The organism is Legionella wadsworthii DSM 21896 = ATCC 33877, assembly GCF_000701265.1.
Taxonomy (GTDB): Bacteria; Pseudomonadota; Gammaproteobacteria; order Legionellales; family Legionellaceae; genus Legionella; species Legionella wadsworthii.
The window spans coordinates 267204-283065 of record NZ_KL370761.1 but is presented as its reverse complement, the minus strand read 5'-3'; the positions used below and the strand labels follow the sequence as shown (position 1 = coordinate 283065).

Below are 15862 nucleotides of genomic sequence, written 5' to 3'. Positions count from 1 at the left end.
TATTTACAAAAGATACCCTCGCTGCTCATTTTTACAAGATTTAATTACATAAATATCATATAATGGTTTGTTTTTTTTCACTAAAATCGAGCAACGTTTTTTTCCCCAAAGATTTTGTTCCCAATAAGTTGCATCATCATCTAACTTAAGTATACTTTTTCTAGAGCCGCTGTAGCTCAGTCGGTAGAGCAGTTGATTCGTAATCAAAAGGTCCGCAGTTCGATTCTGCGCAGCGGCATAGTAGAATCAAGGAGTTAGTGCAAGTTTAAATTTAAATTTTTTTGCGTGTCGAATATGTGTCGAAGATTGGAGTTAAGTCTAAAAGGATTTTAACAATGTTTTCAGAGATTGCTAAAAAACTAAATAATTGCATGGTTTGGGTTCTAACCCTATCGGTCTCCTTTTTACTAATAATGCTCGGCTTACTAATATTTGCATATTCTTACGTTATTTTTACTTCAAAGTATATCGATACAAAATTTTCAGTTGGTTATTTCTCTGCTCAAATAAGCAATTTCCAAGACCAAATAACAAATGCAACAAAAGCAAATACTCAGCTTTCACTCCGGAATAAACAGTTATTAGATAGAATAGAGAAATTTTATGTATCAACTGGATCAAGCAACGCTGTTTCAGGTAATTATTCTCAGGAAGAAATTATAGGAATAAAAGAGTTGGTTCAAAATCAAATAAATTTATTAGATAGTCAAAAAAGTAATTTAGATAGTATTAATAGAAATTTATATGAATTTAAAGAACAAATTATGGACAAGCAAGCAGAAAATAAATAAAGCAAGCGTAGGACATTCTGATTTAACATTCCGGGGTTTGTTAGATTGATTATTAAAAAAATATCCCAACCTACTTGCTTCTTCTTATCCCTGTTTTAGCCCCCCCTATTTTGCATTTAAATTATCATCCATTTATTAAAAATATGTATATTCTTAATTTGGTGGCTATTACATACATGTCCCATAAATTGAGCCTCCTGATTTCATACAATGTGAATTAACTCCACAATCAGTATCAAATTGGCATGTGTTACCATAAGAGTGATTTATATCCATAGGGCTATATACTGGTTGGGTATCATAGCTATTACCAGGATTCATTCCTCCGGCACATATACCATATAACTGTCCGCTTCCTTTTAAACAATGACTTCCGACATCGCAGTCAGTATCAAAAGAACATGAAAAGCTAATGGAGCTGTATAACAAAAATGGAAGATAAATAAATTTAGATATACGCATGTTAATTCCTTTTAGACATAATATATATTATAGTTTTGTTTAAAATTAAGTCATTTTTAGCTGTTCTTGGTATTTTAGGCCGGGCTAATGAACCTCTACAATTAACTAGGAATGAGTTTAGTAAATCTCGGTGGTACAAATGGAACAAGTGGAACAACCGCATATTTACTCGGTTAGAAACGTTCCACAATCAAATTTGAAGGTGGAACGGGTGGGACAATTAATAGTCGTCAGACCAAACTTTCTCAGTGAAAATATAACATCTAGGAATACCAACTCCTTTAATCCTTCGTTTTTGAGAGGCTTTGCCGTCATTCCCTGGGATTATCCAACCAGCATTAATAAGCACTTTATTCACCATTTTAGGTTCGAATCCTTGGCAAATCTCCTTTCTATAAACTTCGGATAAAACCATAAAGATTCGAAAACCTTCGTCATCAGTTCGATAAAAACCAGCCCGGTTATAAAGGCGTTCACTATTGGGATGATTTTCGTTTTCAAACCGACTTGCTCCTTCTTTCTCAAAGAAGGCACGAACTTGCGATAGTATGGCTCGATCTTCTCTATTACCATGCTCTCCAAAATCCTCTAGCCAAGCGTTAAAACACTTTTCAGCTGCTTGACAGGCTGTGCCTCGTTTCCATCCAGTTAATTCAAAATGGCTCGCTATTTCACCAGCCATAGCAACCAAAGCAAAGCGTCTAGCTACACGTTGAATTTGACCAGAATGCTCAGGCTTGGTGACCTTAGTTACAAATTGTTGGATTTTATTAGCTAGTAGGGGGATCAGTTCAGCGCGATGATTCACAATTTTATGAAGCCATGCTAGCCCAACTGCTCCATGGTATTGACTGGCAGCTTCTTTTAAAGAGAGTGACATGGAGGCTGGGTTTATATGATCATGTAACTGTTCAAATAATCCCATCTGGGCACCTGCATCGGCTTCAATATCTGCCAATCGAATTTCTTGACCTGCATTGCATCGCTGACCAGCTTTGGCCATTAATGAGGTTAACGACTCCTCGCCAGCCGATAAAAAGAGCAATGACCAACGCATGGATTGTCTTGCGGTACCACACCGGGAAGCGCGTGTTTTACCTTGGCCATTTGCAAGGAGGTAAGCACATTCACCGGCTTCTTTGGGATCCATTTGGCTAAGTTCATCTAATATTAATAAACCATCATTATGGAGTGCAGCTAATCCTTCCAAGCCATTAGCTGTACTTCGCCACAGACGAATATAATTATTCGGTTTACCCCAAACAGAAGCCGCGACTTTTAACGCCGTTGTTTTGCCAGAGGAAGAAGCGCCCCGAAAATGAAACCCTCCTGAATCTTCACCAACAAGTTTAGCAAGGCTTGGTGCAAATGCAGCAGATATTGCAAATACCAATCTGGAATTACCATCTGCCAATCGTGCAATTGAACTCTTCCAATCCTCAATAGTGCCGGCGACAGACAATGCAGGTTCAAGACTATTTGCATTTTGAAAAACGATTTGATCACTTGATTGACCTATAGCCTCATTTGCGGTAACAAAAACCTCTTCATACCACCCCAGTTTATCGACACAACGAGCACGTTCTTCAACAGGAAAAACTTGTATGTAAGATGCTAATAAATCACGAGCAGTTTTACTGGGTGAAATAGTCAACCCCAATCGTGCCAGCTCCCGTCTTACATCGCTAGAATCCCCTTGTAATAAAGCCAAAGGCATAGCCCATTGATGTTTCACGTCATCATCATCGACCCATTCGAGCAATCGACCCCATTCGCCACTATGAGCATCACGAGTTTTGGCCACCACATACAAAGAGGAGCATATCCATCGAGGTGGTAGCTCGTTATTATCTTTATCTTTACCGATAAAAATTACCCCATCAGAGGTTAATTGAAAGCTTCCACCAGCATATGGAAATGATTTAATGCGTTTAGACTGTTTAAAATCCACATGATATATTTGATTCGAATTCATTTTCTATTTCTCCAACAACTTCACAGGGAGGTGTTCCACCACCTTCCAATCAATCACAAGACCAAAGAATTGCTAAACGGGCATCTTGAAGGAGGTTATAAGTGCATTGTTGTTGAAGATAATTAAGAATATCTGATTTGCGATATCGAACCGTACGACCAATTTTAATATAAGGCACGCCCTGACCAGCCCAACGGTTTCGTTCTAATAATTGTGCGGAGCAATCTAAAACTGCAGCGAGTGTATTTTGATTAAAAAGGGTAGAGTCTGGGGCTGATTCAAATTCGTTGATGAGTTGTAAGCGGGATACATTTTTTCTAGACATAGTAATACCTCGTCATTAAAAGAATTTTCAATCGGCAATAAAATGCCGCCAAAGAGGCTCTTCCATAAATCCATCATTGAAAATTCCAGTAATACTGGTACTTTTCTACCTATCCTAAATTCCATATAGCTTTATAGCCATTTTTATAAAGCTATTTAAAACAACGAAATAGATTATTACGTGGTTTAAAAATTAAAGTCAACAATGGAAAACAAATTCAATGAAAATGTAACTAAATAACCCTACCGTCCCACTTGTACCACATGTTCCCTAAACTTTTTTCAATCACAAAGACCTACGTGCAGAAATTTCATATCAGATAAAGTGTCGTATTTTTGTTTTGAAAAGTGTCGTATTTTTGCTATACTTGTGTTGTAAGAAACTATCGGAAATAGAGCAATGTCACGCGCATCACTTAGAAGTAAAATTGAGAAAAAGATCGGGCGATCTAAACGCCAGGTTTTTTTACGCTCTGATTTTGAAAAATTAAGTGATTATGATCAAGTTGGCAGAGCATTAAAAGAATTATCCAGAGAAGGAAAGTTGCTCAAAGTAGGTTATGGGCTGTATGCAAAAGCCAGAATAAATCGAATTACCGGAAAACCAATGCTTGCTGCTGATGGGGGGTTTACAGCCATCTCTAAAGAAGCATTAACCCGACTTGGTGTAAAGTGGCAATATTCCGATGCAACGAAATCTTATCTCACTAACTCTACACAAATACCCGCAAATGCTGAGGTTGTTGTAAGAAGCAGGTTTAATCGTAAAATTGGCACAGATAAATTTACCTTAAAGGTTGTTAGCTTTTAATGGAAAAAATAGACCCTACGATTTTTGCAGAGGTTGCTGATGCTCTTGGTATAGAAGAACCAGTCCTCGTAGAAAAGGACTACTACGCTATTCAATTATTAAAGTTGCTTCACTCAATCAATGATCCTAGATATTCAATTATTTTTGCAGGTGGGACTTGCTTATCCAAGGCTCACATAGACATATTTCGTATGTCTGAAGATGTGGATATCAAGTTAATACCATCCTCGGATGTTCAAAACGAAACGAGAAGTCAGCAACGGAAATTACGTGGTTTCTTTCATCAAAAACTTTATGCATTGTTAGATGCACAGACAATACTTAAGTTGAATGAGGAAAGAAAGCGTGATGAGGGAAAATATTTACAATGTAATATAAAATATCCTCGCTTTCACCCTACCATAAGTGCTATTCGTCCTGAGATACAATTAGAAATAAAGGAGTCATTCCTTCTTGATTCAATTATTACAGTACCAATTTCTTCCATGTATTCAAAAACACTCAACTTATCTCCAGAAATTCCTGAATGCCATTGCGCAACGATTGAAGTTACAGCCAGTGAAAAACTGATAGCTTTACTTAGAAGAACCGCGGCTTATGAGAGAAATCTTTCAGGAACGGATGATGAAACATTGGTTCGACATATTTACGATCTCCATCTCATCCATCAATCGAATGCAGATAAGGATAAAATAAGTAAATTAGTAAAAGAAGTCATTGAAGTAGATATTAAAGATTACGGTAACAAGCACCCTCAGTTTAGAGATGATCCATACAAAGAACTCTTATATGGTTATGAACGAATTCAAGAGCAGGAGAAGTACAAAGTCAGATATCAAAACTTTATTGGTCCTTTAGTATACAATAAAAATCCTGCGAGCTGGGAAGAATCCATGAAATCACTGAATGAGTTTATTACGAGTTTAATAAAAGTATAGATATTCTCTACAGAATGTCCCACTAGTACCATCGCAAATTTTGAACGTGGAACGCTGATAGCCAAGTAAAATCAAGGTTGTCCCCTAAGTTCCACTTGTACCAATCAAAATTATTAATATATTGTTCAAATGTGTTTTGTCATTTATTTGAAGGGGGCAATTTCTCTTCACATCGATTTGGAACGCACTGCGTGCCAAATTTAATAATCCGGTTGTCCCCCATAAATCTTCAATATTAGATGAAGTATCCGGAAGTTCCGGAATGTTCATTTTAATTTAATTAAAATTTCAGAATTTAACTTTTTATAAATTGCTATTTAGTGGTCAAGGATTACTTGACTACTGAACTTTCCCGTACGACCCAATACAGATTTTGAATTGAACTCTATATTCGATTTTTAATTTTTCCCGAGAAAAGAATTTTCTAAGGGCGCAATATACATTGCTTTGCAATGTTGAAGTTTTGAACCGATTTAGGTATGTGTCATTAATGATTGTAATCTATTTAGAATAGTCACTTAGTCCAAAGAACCAAAATTTTAATTGCTATAATTAGAAAGATTTTCTGATATTATTTAAAATAAGTCTCATGTAAGTATAGGGAAATTTCCATGTCTAAAGAAGAGATAATTGAAGCAGCATCGAAAAGTGGATTTAATCTAGTTAAAGACGTTTTAGATAAGAGAAGTTACCACACAACAATTGGAAAGTGCATTAAGTTCAATAATACAGATATCCAGCCAGATATAATTTCTGCTCAATGGAAAGGTAGGCATTTACTTGGGGAATGCAAAGGTTCGACTCCAGAATCATCTTTAATATTAATCAGAGAGGCGAATAATCCCTCTAACTTATTCAATGATCATGGCTTAGTAATAGAAAACACTAATAATAGGCTTGTTCAGTTTCATGCTGAAGGGTGGGGGGCATTTCAAACTTTTACGGGAGACTTCTATTACTATAATGATAACAAAAAAGAATATAAAAAATATTCTAAAAGTGATTCTGAAAACAATTTCTTTAAAGCACAGAATCAAATTACAAAAGCAATCAGTGCTTTTTCAAGTGAGATAAATTCAAATACAGAACAAAATTACATAACTCCTTTTATAGTAACTAATTCTAAAATATGGGTTGTGGATTTTAATTCTATTAAAACTGAGGCAAAAGCATATAAATGGGTATTACATGAAACTCTAACTGCTTCGGTATTGAAATTAGAACAGAATGGGAAAGAAATTTATAAATATTCTCTTCCAATAATAAATATTGAATATTTTGATGATTTTGTCGAATGTCATACTAGATTTAATTCTAATTTCTGGCAAATTAGTTTACCCAATGGTGAAATATAATAATGGGAGTGATTTTGAAGAAATTTTCTATTTACTAAAAGATCTAAATCTAAACATAGAATTATGGATAAAAGCTATTCAGGGGCTTTTGCTATTTTAATCTAAAAATAGAAGCAACTTAATTTAGCAGCAACTATACAAAATTACATATTCAATTTGAATCTCACTACAGTACAAATTGGAGCTGTGGGATGTCTATAATCTCAGTTGATTTCACAATTCCCATGCACTTCAAATAATAATCACTAATTAATTGCATTGGTTTTCTCAATCGTTCCACATCAGTAATGATATATCCGGCAGTCACATCGTTAGTCATTTTATGATTCATTAACCGTTTAAGTGCATAAGCTGATATATCCAAGCTTTCAGCAATAGTGATAAAGGTACGTCTTAAATCATGAACGGTAAAGTGAACGCCAGATGCTTTGGTTACATTAGCCATTTGTTTACGAGGTTCAATAATATGACCTGCAGCACCAGTTCCAGGGAATACATAATCATTAATTTTCTTCTCTTGACGAGCACTCAATAACTCATGGAGAAAATCTGAGAGGGGTAGGGTATGGGATTCGTTATTTTTTGTTTTAACCACGGTAAAGGTTTTTTCTGCTAAATCGACACTTTCCCATTTTAAAGTTGCAGCTTCCTCTCTTCTTAAGCCAGTTAGTAAAACTAGTAACAAATAATCTCGTAGGGTTTCGTTTTCTATCTTCTTAAGTCCTTTATACCAAGCTTCCAATTCATGCGGTTTAATATAGGTTTGACGACGTTCTACACGATACCATGCGCGGGTTTGTGATAGGCGTTTTACAGGGTTCTCTAAAATTAATGATTTGCCTTGAGCATCTTCATATTGGCCTGAAGCAAAATTGAATAGGGCGCGTAATACTCGCATGGCTAGATTGGCATATGCTTCGCCATGTTCTTTGCCTAGTTTTTCATGATGTTTACTGATGCGATCTTTGGTAATTGAAAGTATCGGTTTACTTTTCCAACTAAGAAAGGCTTTGTTAATGATATGGTTGTAGTTGCTAATCGTTTTTGGTTTTAATGTCTTTCGGGTTTTTAAGTACTCCTGAAATACTTCATTAAGCGTAATAGCACGCATAGATTCAGCTCGTTTTTCAGCAACTGGATCTTTTCCCATAGCTATTTGCCCAAGGAGCTCAGTAGCCTTCTTTCTTGCCAAATCTGGGCTAATTTCTGGATATCGACCTATAGTTATTCGATTTAACTTTTTGTTAATGAGCTTCTCGACAAAAAAAGCTTTAGTTCCTCCAGAGGTCACACGAACGCCGAACCCTTTGAGATTGTCATCGTAATATTTCTTCTGTGCACTTTGCCCCGCTTTAATAGGTTGGGGGATCGTTAAGTTCTCAATATTTGTTTTGTTGATTCTCATCCTGTTCTCACAGTTTTTTAGTTGCGTGTCGAATATGTGTCGAAGAATTGGGTCAAATTCATTAAAAGAACTTATAACGTAATATGGTAATAACATCAAGTAATTAAAAGGAAATTAAAAGAGAATAATAACGTGTCGAAATGGCTAAAAACCGTTATTTTCTAATTCGTAATCAAAAGGTCTGCGGTTCGATTCCGCGCAGCGGCATATTAAAATATAGAAGGATAACGTTGAAATACACAAGTACAGTAGAGTACGCTACTTAACCTATAATTATTTGAATAACTCTATCCCGCTTAATAGATCTCAAGGATATTTTATATTTAATGTTGGTGAGGCAGGCAAACACGTTGTAGTGGAGTTTTAGTTAAACTACCAGTTGTATTTTCTGAATTGTTTACAGCAAATTCAAGAGTGGGAGGTTCGCGACCAAGTAGGTGGATCCTTGACCCAATTATTGACTTAAATTAATATGCGTAGGGTGAAATGTATTCACCCTGGGCATGTTGTGGCATTTTAAATTGATTATTTGTGCAATGTTTCAATCTTTTTATTAATCCAATGCCAAGTTTTTATATCTGCTTCTTCGTTAATAATTTTGACTCTGAGTCCTTCTCCTGCGTGGAAAGATAGGTGTTGGGCCTCAGTGTACAATTGTTTAGCTTCAAATAATTGGCTGGTTTTTTCCTTTTCTATTGCCAATGCAATTATTGTATTCAGTCGGTTTTGAATATTTTCTATTTCTTTTTTTGTCTTTATATCGGATGGATCAAATGCTCTCATGTAAACTCCTTTTACAGAATAGAATTTATAAATCTCAATAATGGCATTATTTTCACATTATGCGCATTACAAGTGAAATTAGAATTTTAATTATCATAGTAGCATAATATTTATCTTATTCTCTATAGTTATTGACAATTAGGTATTGTGGAGCAGATTTGAGTAGCTAGTTTATCGGCTTTAAGTAAGCCTTTACGCGAAGCAAGATACTCTTTTAAAACCTCATTAACTTCTATTTCAGCATCATATCCCAAAGCTTTTGATACCTTAAACCAAGCATAAGCTTTAGTTATGTTCGCAATGTTATTATTTTTCTTTCCTAGTTCTTTTTGAGTATAAATTACTCCTATGTTGTAGGCAGCATATTTGCGGACTCCTGTTAGATCTACTTCTGCTTTTGCCGCTTTTTTAAAATAGAGAAGAGCCTCTTCCTCATTTTGAAGAACACCAATACCTTCAAGATACATTTTGCCAAGAGAAAAACTAAATGAGTCGTGTAAGTTATCATTTGCCTGAGTAAGTAAGTAAAATGCATCAGAATATTCTTTTTTTTCTAAAAGCCAATCACCAAGTCTTCCTGAGCACCAAAAATTGTTTTTCAAAGAACATTTGAGCAACTCACTAACAAATTCTTTGTCATTTATTTTTTTATTGTAATGCCGAAGTAATAGATTATTTGCTATGGACAGCATTGAGGATTGTTTGGATGTGAACCAAGCAGTATCAGGTTTATAAACTTTTATATCTGCAGAGATTACAACATTGGAAACACAAAGAATGCTCAATAATAGTAATTTTTTCATTTAAAACCCCGTTTATTGCTGGCTAAATAGCTTTCTGTTACACAAAGAAAATAGCCTCATTTAAAAATGAGTTACAGCGCCGAGTTTTTATTGTTGGTTTTAAGTAAAAGGAAATACTTATCGGGTGATAACTATAGGTTAGTGGTTATATATTAGTCACTTGGGTCGAATACTAAGAAATATCACATATTCTGTCAAGTAAATGAAGCTTATTTTGGTTTATGGCAGTATTAATCATAATGATAATTAAAACCTTGTTAATGTTAGTTAACAATTTGGAGGTAATCGTCTCATTACCAGATGTATTCTTCATAAATTTCAATGTAAACCATTACAAAAAAATTGGGGCAATTGGGACAGTGGGGACACCCTTATAAACATTTGATTTTAAGTGTCCCAATATAAAATATTCACTTGGGCCAAATGGGACAAAACATACCAGAAAATTTTTTTAATAACAAACAATATCATTTAATAACAATCAGATCACCAGGCTTCAAAAGGCTTGACGGCTTTTTAAATTCCAAGCAATACTTATCGCGAGCAGTAAACTTTTGCGGATCCACGGTTCTGTAAAAAGTAACGGAAAATGAAATGTCACGACTATTATCCGGCCGGACAGTCAACTGAGCATCGAACAGAACGCATACCGTCCACATTAACCTGAATGAATAATCATTTGATGAGGTTTCCATATGAATAAAAAACCATCTTGTTTACAATAATAAACGAATTTGAATCTGCCCCAACTTCTGCGTTGTTTAATCAACAAACTTTGGCAGGCACATGCCACATTTCTGCCGATTGGTTACTTATTTATAAAATGAGAATGAACTAAAACTATAAAGCTAGTTCGTACAGGCTCTCATTCTGAACTATTTCGTTGAGGAATAATTTAATTTGGCACACTCTGTGTACCAAATTTGTTAGAGCTACAAGCCATCATAAAAATAATTAATTTAAATGAAGTATCCGGAAATTCCGGATACTACATTTTAGCTTTTTGTAATAATCATAAAACCTATAGTTTAAGTTGCTATTTAGTGATCGAGGATTTCTTGATTACTGAAACGCTCGCCTTCGACCTAATTATGATTTGAATTGATATTTCCTTTTGATTTTCAATATTCCCGAAGAAAAGAATTTTCTAAGGGCGCAATATACATTGCTTCGCAATGTGAAAAATTGAAACAAAATTTAATACGTAAAATGGCAATTTCCTGACGCTAAAGAATCAATTATTTAATTTTATTAATTCTAAAGAAACAAAAGGTGATTAATAACCCCATACTTTATTAATCACTACTATGCTATATTTTGATTAATAAAATATGAGGTTATTAATCATGAGTTGGAATTGGCAGCTTGAAAATTGGCCAAAATTTACTTGGGACTCAGATAAATTAGTGATGCTTGAGCAATCTTTTACTGAGAATGCAGGTATTATTATTGGTTCTTCCCAACATATATCTCAAGAAGGTAAACAAAATTTATTTATGGATTTAATGTGTACGGATGCTTTGGATAGCTCTGAAATAGAGGGGGAGCATTTAAATAGAGATAGCGTGCAATCTTCTATAAAAAAAGAATTAGGCTTGTCTACACAAGCTCCTGGAGCTAGCTTGGCAGAGCGTGGGATCGCTAAAATGATGGTTAATTTATATCAAACGATTTCTAGCCCACTAACACATCAGAGTTTATTTGAATGGCATCAATTTTTAATGGGTGCTAGCCAGCATTTGGAACATATTGGTCAATATCGTAAGCATGAGGAAGCAATGCAAATTGTTTCTGGACCTGATTATGATCGAAAAATCCATTTTGAAGCGCCTCCCTCAACACGTGTTCCGGCCGAAATGAATCAATTTATTAATTGGTTTGAAGGGAGCTCTCTCACTGGTTCAGCTCCTTTACCCACATTAACCCGAGCAGGAATAGCCCACTTATGGTTTGAGAGCATTCACCCTTTTGAAGATGGAAATGGAAGAATAGGACGAGCTATAGCAGAAAAAGCTTTATCACAAGCATTTTCAAAACCAGTAATGACAGTATTGGCAAAAATATTATTAAAAAAGAGAAAGGAATACTATCAACAATTAGGTTTAGCAAGTAAAACCTTAGATCTAACATCTTGGTTAATCTGGTTTGCTAACATCGCTTTAGAAGCGCAACAAAGCACTTATTTGTATATTGATTTTATTATTAAGAAATCTGTCATTTTAAGGGAAGCGGAAGGGAAAATTAATCCAAGACAAGAAAAGGTTTTATTAAGATTATTTCAAGCGGGGCCTGATGGATTTTTAGGTGGTTTAAGTGCTAAAAACTATATGAGCATAACAGGCGCACCTATAGCTACAACAACCAGAGATTTGAATGACTTGGTGAAAAAAAATATTCTCAAACGAACTGGCGAACTTAAAGCGACCCGTTACTTTTTGAATCTCGATAAGATTTAATGGAATTGTAAGATTTGGTACACAGTGTGTACCAAATTTAAGTGCGGCAGTGGTTTCAAAATGGAACTTAATGAAGCGTATTATTTGGCAGACATCGTCCTCAAATAGAGGAAATTGGATACTAATTAATGCATTAGACCGGTACGACCGCGAGGCTTAGATCCTGCGAAGTGCTCTTTAATTGTTCTGCCAATGCAATAATTCCCTCAAGAGAGCGCTCGACATCGCCTTTTGTGAAAGGGTTAAAGCTATCTGTTGTGTAAACCGAGTAAAGCATGCCAAGCGGAAAGATGACAGAACGAACCACTTTCAAAACGGATTCACAAAAATAAAGGGCTGTATCTAAAAAGAATTGAGGACTGCCACAGTATTGCGAATAACCTAAACAATATGGACGAGCAGAAATCACACCGATTAAGGACATGTAAGGAGCATAAAAAATACCAATAATGCCTTCAAAGAAATCTAGGAAAAGGTTACCTTTCAAGATTCCTCCCACTTTTATGTTGATGATTTCAGCAGTGTATACAGAAGGAACTTTTGTTTCTTGGTTTTTTAATTGATGAGCTATTTTAATGATGGTTTCGTAGTTAGGTTCTTTAGCGCTCAATTCGCTGTTTATCTGTTTGGCATATCGTAAAAAGTTGCTATAGTAAAGATATTGAAGCCTGGAATTATCCCTGAGGTAGGCCATATTCTCTCTTGGATCATGATAAGGATAGTCCCAGGAAAAGTGCTCTTTAGCACGAAAAAGCGCTGGGGTTTCGACTATTTTGTAGAGATCGATATCATCTCCGCAATGTTTGTCATAGATTAGGTTTTCTACAGGAGCTTCTAAACTAAGTAAATAGGCCCATCTATTCCTGCATATCTCAGCAATGGTTTTCTCAAGATGTTGTGCTATGCGATTAATTCTTGGCTTATTGAAAAACATAAATTAGTCCATTAAAAAAAATAGATATTACCTAATAAATAAAATGATTGGTATAAAGCTAGGAAAACTCCAATTCTTTTATCTTCAATGTAAATAAAGAGGGGATATCTATTATATCCATGGTTTATATCCACTTTCCTAAAGCATCCAAGAGTTGGCTGATTACAAGAAACTGAGTCAGTTTTTACTTTCTAGGCTTTTTAATATTTAAATACTAAGAATTTCCAGGTACATTCATAGACTGATGTGTTTTCATGTCCTCAAAAGCTTTTTCAACGCACTTAGGTGCTCCTTTATTTAGCTGGCCACTTTCATCTAACCATCCTAATTTAATACAAATACTTCGGGTCCTGTTATTTTTTTCTTGTGCATGGCTTAAAATTTTTTCTAAATCTGCACCGTCAGGAAGATTGTAATTTCTTAATCCTTTAAAATAATCGGTTCTTTTTCTTTCATTATACTGATCGAAAAAGTCTTTTTTACATGATTCAGTTGTATGTTCGGGGGCCGGTTTAAGGTTCTGTAACGCTGATTTATAATATCCAAAATCAGGAAGAGAAGATATCATAACTGGTAATGGCTTCTCTTTTCTGTTTCGTTGTAAACCAGACTGATCTGCAGACATATCTTTTTTTTGCATTAGTTCAGATCTTCTTAGGATACCTTTATCTGTTTCAGGGCAAGGCAGAATTACTTTGAAACGATGGCCATCGGGTAAAGCCTCCATCTCCTTATTTCGTAATTCCCATTTTAATTCCGGATAAATCATGTTATTAGGGTAGAATTTTTTTGCCTGTAATATATCTTTTAAACCAGTAAGATGAGCGTTCACATTTTCTTTGGTAATTGGGAGTACGTCATTTGGATTGTAAGAAGTTTCATAATCCTGCCAACCACTATTGGTTAACCTTAAAGCGACAGTGCTCCTTTCCCATTTATCTTGAGAATAAATGAATCGCCTGGATTCGATAACTAAAACCCCCTTTTGGGATTCCGAACTTAGGCGTAGTAGCCATAAATTTTCCCCCATACTAAGTTTTGTGTTCCTTTCCCCAGTATCCAATTTATCAATGTTTTCGGAAAGCTCTTCTTGAGCATCATCGGAACTCATTCTTTCATAGATATCAAAACTCACTTCTTTCTTGCCTCAGGTTTATAATACACTGTTCCAAACCTACTCAATTAGTAATATAACTTTATTATATTATAAATGAGTCCTTTTGGTTCAAATTTAACTCAATAAGTATTAAATTAACTCATTTGAGTTGCCTTAACTTTTCTTGGCATCATTAATTTTTTTAGTGACTTATTGGAAACGAATTAGTTTCTAGAGAGACTTCGTATATAGAATCTCTTGAAAAATAACTGATTTTTAAATTTAAAAATTTGAGATTTCCATAAGTGTGTAACCTCGCAGCAAATATAGATGGTAACCTTGAGGGGCAGATCTTGAGTTTTAATTATTTTTCTTTTCCTTGTGATGTTTTAGTTGATTTATCTTGATAGTCAAAAACTCAGCTGCTTTTAAGGCTTGACCCTATTCACCTTGGTTCCCCCATTATTCATTAAGATGCTTTGGTTTCCATGAGGAGTAGATTTAATTTGGACTATAATGGTTAATATATGCTCAACAAGGAAGCATGCCATACCTATTTGGAGAACTTATTATGCATCAGGAGGTTGCTGAAGTGATCCCTGAATTTTACTTTGGAGGGTGTTTGCTCCTGTCTACTCCACGAGCTTCTTTAACCAGATGTGCTGGAATTAGTTCTTCAGATTGTTCTCAATCTGAAACACTCTTAAGTCCAGATTCACCTCGTTCTCCAAAATCATCTCCCACAGCCAGTCAATGTGATGCGTCACTCCATGCTTCAGGCTTAATGTTTGAGTCAGAAAGAGATCAAACCGGGATGAGGAAACGCATGATAACGATCCCTGAACAAAGCTGGGAAGCATGTGTACAGATTGTTTGGTAACCAAGTTTAAATGAGGAGAATATACTATGCCTAAAGATTTATATGTCAGTTTTGGGATAAATTCGAAAACCAGAACTTTGGCTATCAGCTTGGCGCATGACTCCAAAGTGAATTCTAAATTGAATATTAGAACCATGTTACATAGTGACAAAAGAGCTGTGGCTACAGAGATGGAATTTTTAGGAGTGCCAATATCAGGTGCGTCTACAACCATAGCGGAAATTTTGAGTTCTATCCGAGAAAAAATTCCTCCTGAAAGCTATAATAAAGTGGAGTTGTATTCGGATGTAAATTTAATAGAGGGAGGTGTCGTTACACCTATATTTTTAACAACAGACATACAAAATATTTTCAAGAAACCACTCAAAATGACATTATTTTCAGGTACCTCAAGCACTGTGGATGCGGCAAGAGACATTTTTCTTAGTGAGAGTAATAGGAAGCTGCTCGGAGAGGATCCTTCTCTTGTTCATATTAATCTCTTGGTAAAGGGCGCAAAAATGTCGAGGCCAATCTATCCACTCCAACCAGATCTTTCACCAGTCAGCCCCTCAGCATCTACCGAGCATAGGTCTTCTCCATCCACACCCTCATCACCTGGTACTCCTCTTTCTCCAGATACTCCTCTTTCGCCTGAACCATCGCCAGTATCTAGTGAAAATGAAGGCTCTCCTGTGTCCCCCAGTTCTCCAGTCAAATTTTCATTATTTGGTGATTCAGGAAAGGAAATTAAAACCGAGGAGGAAAAGTCTGAGAGCAATCCATCTACAAAGCCCTAAGAACAATAGACAGCTACATTCGTTAACCATAGCAAGCATAGGTTAGGTTGGGTCATTTGACCCAACATGA

15 protein-coding genes and 1 tRNA gene are annotated in these 15862 nt (G+C 35.5%); 8 read left to right on the top strand and 8 right to left on the bottom strand.

Annotated features, from left to right (window positions below; all coding sequences use genetic code 11):
* The first annotated feature begins 165 nt into the window (after positions 1-165).
* Both BU07_RS0115705 and BU07_RS0115700 read left to right on the top strand, forming a co-directional pair.
* Positions 166-238 (top strand) — tRNA-Thr (locus BU07_RS0115705).
* A 97-nt stretch (positions 239-335) separates the two neighbouring features.
* Positions 336-791: a hypothetical protein gene (locus BU07_RS0115700; RefSeq protein ID WP_031567709.1), complete on the top strand. Its 456-nt coding sequence runs from the start codon at positions 336-338 to the stop codon at positions 789-791.
* A 168-nt stretch (positions 792-959) separates the two neighbouring features.
* On the opposite strand, the gene BU07_RS0115695 is transcribed toward BU07_RS0115700, so the two are convergent.
* The 3 genes from BU07_RS0115695 to BU07_RS0115685 all read right to left on the bottom strand — a co-directional run bounded on the left by BU07_RS0115695 (position 960) and on the right by BU07_RS0115685 (position 3553).
* Positions 960-1253 (bottom strand): hypothetical protein, encoded by a 294-nt coding sequence (locus tag BU07_RS0115695; RefSeq protein WP_031567706.1) that lies wholly within the window; start codon positions 1251-1253, stop codon positions 960-962.
* 220 nt (positions 1254-1473) lie between these two features.
* Positions 1474-3228: a DUF927 domain-containing protein gene (locus BU07_RS0115690; protein WP_031567704.1), complete on the bottom strand. Its 1755-nt coding sequence runs from the start codon at positions 3226-3228 to the stop codon at positions 1474-1476.
* Positions 3229-3277: 49 nt separating this feature from the next.
* The gene (locus BU07_RS0115685; RefSeq protein ID WP_031567702.1) at positions 3278-3553 is read right to left on the bottom strand and encodes a helix-turn-helix transcriptional regulator; all 276 of its coding nucleotides are present in this window, start codon (positions 3551-3553) and stop codon (positions 3278-3280) included.
* A 399-nt stretch (positions 3554-3952) separates the two neighbouring features.
* Between BU07_RS0115685 and BU07_RS0115680 the strand changes: the two genes are divergently transcribed.
* The 3 genes from BU07_RS0115680 to BU07_RS0115670 all read left to right on the top strand — a co-directional run bounded on the left by BU07_RS0115680 (position 3953) and on the right by BU07_RS0115670 (position 6656).
* Entirely contained in the window at positions 3953-4363 is a 411-nt protein-coding gene (locus BU07_RS0115680) for a DUF6088 family protein (protein WP_031567701.1), read from the top strand.
* Entirely contained in the window at positions 4363-5301 is a 939-nt protein-coding gene (locus BU07_RS0115675) for a nucleotidyl transferase AbiEii/AbiGii toxin family protein (RefSeq protein ID WP_031567699.1), read from the top strand. Before BU07_RS0115680 ends, BU07_RS0115675 begins: the two co-directional genes overlap by 1 nt.
* 611 nt (positions 5302-5912) lie before the next feature.
* The gene (locus BU07_RS0115670) at positions 5913-6656 is read left to right on the top strand and encodes a hypothetical protein (protein WP_031567697.1); all 744 of its coding nucleotides are present in this window, start codon (positions 5913-5915) and stop codon (positions 6654-6656) included.
* A 166-nt stretch (positions 6657-6822) separates the two neighbouring features.
* Here BU07_RS0115670 and BU07_RS0115665 read toward each other — a convergent pair whose 3' ends face one another.
* The 3 genes from BU07_RS0115665 to BU07_RS0115655 form a co-directional block, all read right to left on the bottom strand.
* A complete protein-coding gene (locus BU07_RS0115665) occupies positions 6823-8061 on the bottom strand; it encodes a tyrosine-type recombinase/integrase (protein WP_031567694.1) in 1239 nt (412 codons plus the stop codon).
* 525 nt (positions 8062-8586) lie between these two features.
* Positions 8587-8844 (bottom strand): hypothetical protein, encoded by a 258-nt coding sequence (locus BU07_RS0115660; protein ID WP_031567691.1) that lies wholly within the window; start codon positions 8842-8844, stop codon positions 8587-8589.
* Positions 8845-8972: 128 nt separating this feature from the next.
* On the bottom strand, positions 8973-9647 hold the full coding sequence (locus BU07_RS0115655; RefSeq protein ID WP_031567688.1) for a tetratricopeptide repeat protein: 675 nt from the start codon (positions 9645-9647) through the stop codon (positions 8973-8975).
* Between the two features lie 1346 nt (positions 9648-10993).
* On the opposite strand from BU07_RS0115655, the gene BU07_RS0115650 reads away from it, so the two are divergent.
* Positions 10994-12103: a Fic family protein gene (locus BU07_RS0115650; RefSeq protein ID WP_031567686.1), complete on the top strand. Its 1110-nt coding sequence runs from the start codon at positions 10994-10996 to the stop codon at positions 12101-12103.
* A gap of 133 nt (positions 12104-12236) precedes the next feature.
* Here BU07_RS0115650 and BU07_RS0115645 read toward each other — a convergent pair whose 3' ends face one another.
* A complete protein-coding gene (locus BU07_RS0115645; RefSeq protein WP_031567684.1) occupies positions 12237-13037 on the bottom strand; it encodes a hypothetical protein in 801 nt (266 codons plus the stop codon).
* A gap of 214 nt (positions 13038-13251) precedes the next feature.
* Positions 13252-14172, bottom strand: coding sequence for a hypothetical protein (locus tag BU07_RS0115640; RefSeq protein ID WP_133134476.1), 921 nt, complete (start codon positions 14170-14172; stop codon positions 13252-13254).
* 532 nt (positions 14173-14704) lie between these two features.
* Here BU07_RS0115640 and BU07_RS0115635 point away from each other — a divergent pair.
* The gene (locus BU07_RS0115635) at positions 14705-15013 is read left to right on the top strand and encodes a hypothetical protein (protein WP_031567680.1); all 309 of its coding nucleotides are present in this window, start codon (positions 14705-14707) and stop codon (positions 15011-15013) included.
* Between the two features lie 26 nt (positions 15014-15039).
* Complete coding sequence (locus BU07_RS0115630) at positions 15040-15792, top strand: hypothetical protein (RefSeq protein ID WP_031567678.1); 753 nt, start codon at positions 15040-15042, stop codon at positions 15790-15792.
* Positions 15793-15862: the final 70 nt, after the last annotated feature.

Coding starts and splice junctions, on each gene's coding strand:
- BU07_RS0115700 (WP_031567709.1), top strand. CDS start 336: ATGTTTTCAGAGATTGCTAAAAAACTAAATAATTGCATGGTTTGGGTT.
- BU07_RS0115660 (WP_031567691.1), bottom strand. CDS start 8,844: ATGAGAGCATTTGATCCATCCGATATAAAGACAAAAAAAGAAATAGAA.
- BU07_RS0115630 (WP_031567678.1), top strand. CDS start 15,040: ATGCCTAAAGATTTATATGTCAGTTTTGGGATAAATTCGAAAACCAGA.
- BU07_RS0115690 (WP_031567704.1), bottom strand. CDS start 3,228: ATGAATTCGAATCAAATATATCATGTGGATTTTAAACAGTCTAAACGC.
- BU07_RS0115680 (WP_031567701.1), top strand. CDS start 3,953: ATGTCACGCGCATCACTTAGAAGTAAAATTGAGAAAAAGATCGGGCGA.
- BU07_RS0115675 (WP_031567699.1), top strand. CDS start 4,363: ATGGAAAAAATAGACCCTACGATTTTTGCAGAGGTTGCTGATGCTCTT.
- BU07_RS0115645 (WP_031567684.1), bottom strand. CDS start 13,037: ATGTTTTTCAATAAGCCAAGAATTAATCGCATAGCACAACATCTTGAG.
- BU07_RS0115650 (WP_031567686.1), top strand. CDS start 10,994: ATGAGTTGGAATTGGCAGCTTGAAAATTGGCCAAAATTTACTTGGGAC.
- BU07_RS0115685 (WP_031567702.1), bottom strand. CDS start 3,553: ATGTCTAGAAAAAATGTATCCCGCTTACAACTCATCAACGAATTTGAA.
- BU07_RS0115665 (WP_031567694.1), bottom strand. CDS start 8,061: ATGAGAATCAACAAAACAAATATTGAGAACTTAACGATCCCCCAACCT.
- BU07_RS0115695 (WP_031567706.1), bottom strand. CDS start 1,253: ATGCGTATATCTAAATTTATTTATCTTCCATTTTTGTTATACAGCTCC.
- BU07_RS0115655 (WP_031567688.1), bottom strand. CDS start 9,647: ATGAAAAAATTACTATTATTGAGCATTCTTTGTGTTTCCAATGTTGTA.
- BU07_RS0115670 (WP_031567697.1), top strand. CDS start 5,913: ATGTCTAAAGAAGAGATAATTGAAGCAGCATCGAAAAGTGGATTTAAT.
- BU07_RS0115635 (WP_031567680.1), top strand. CDS start 14,705: ATGCATCAGGAGGTTGCTGAAGTGATCCCTGAATTTTACTTTGGAGGG.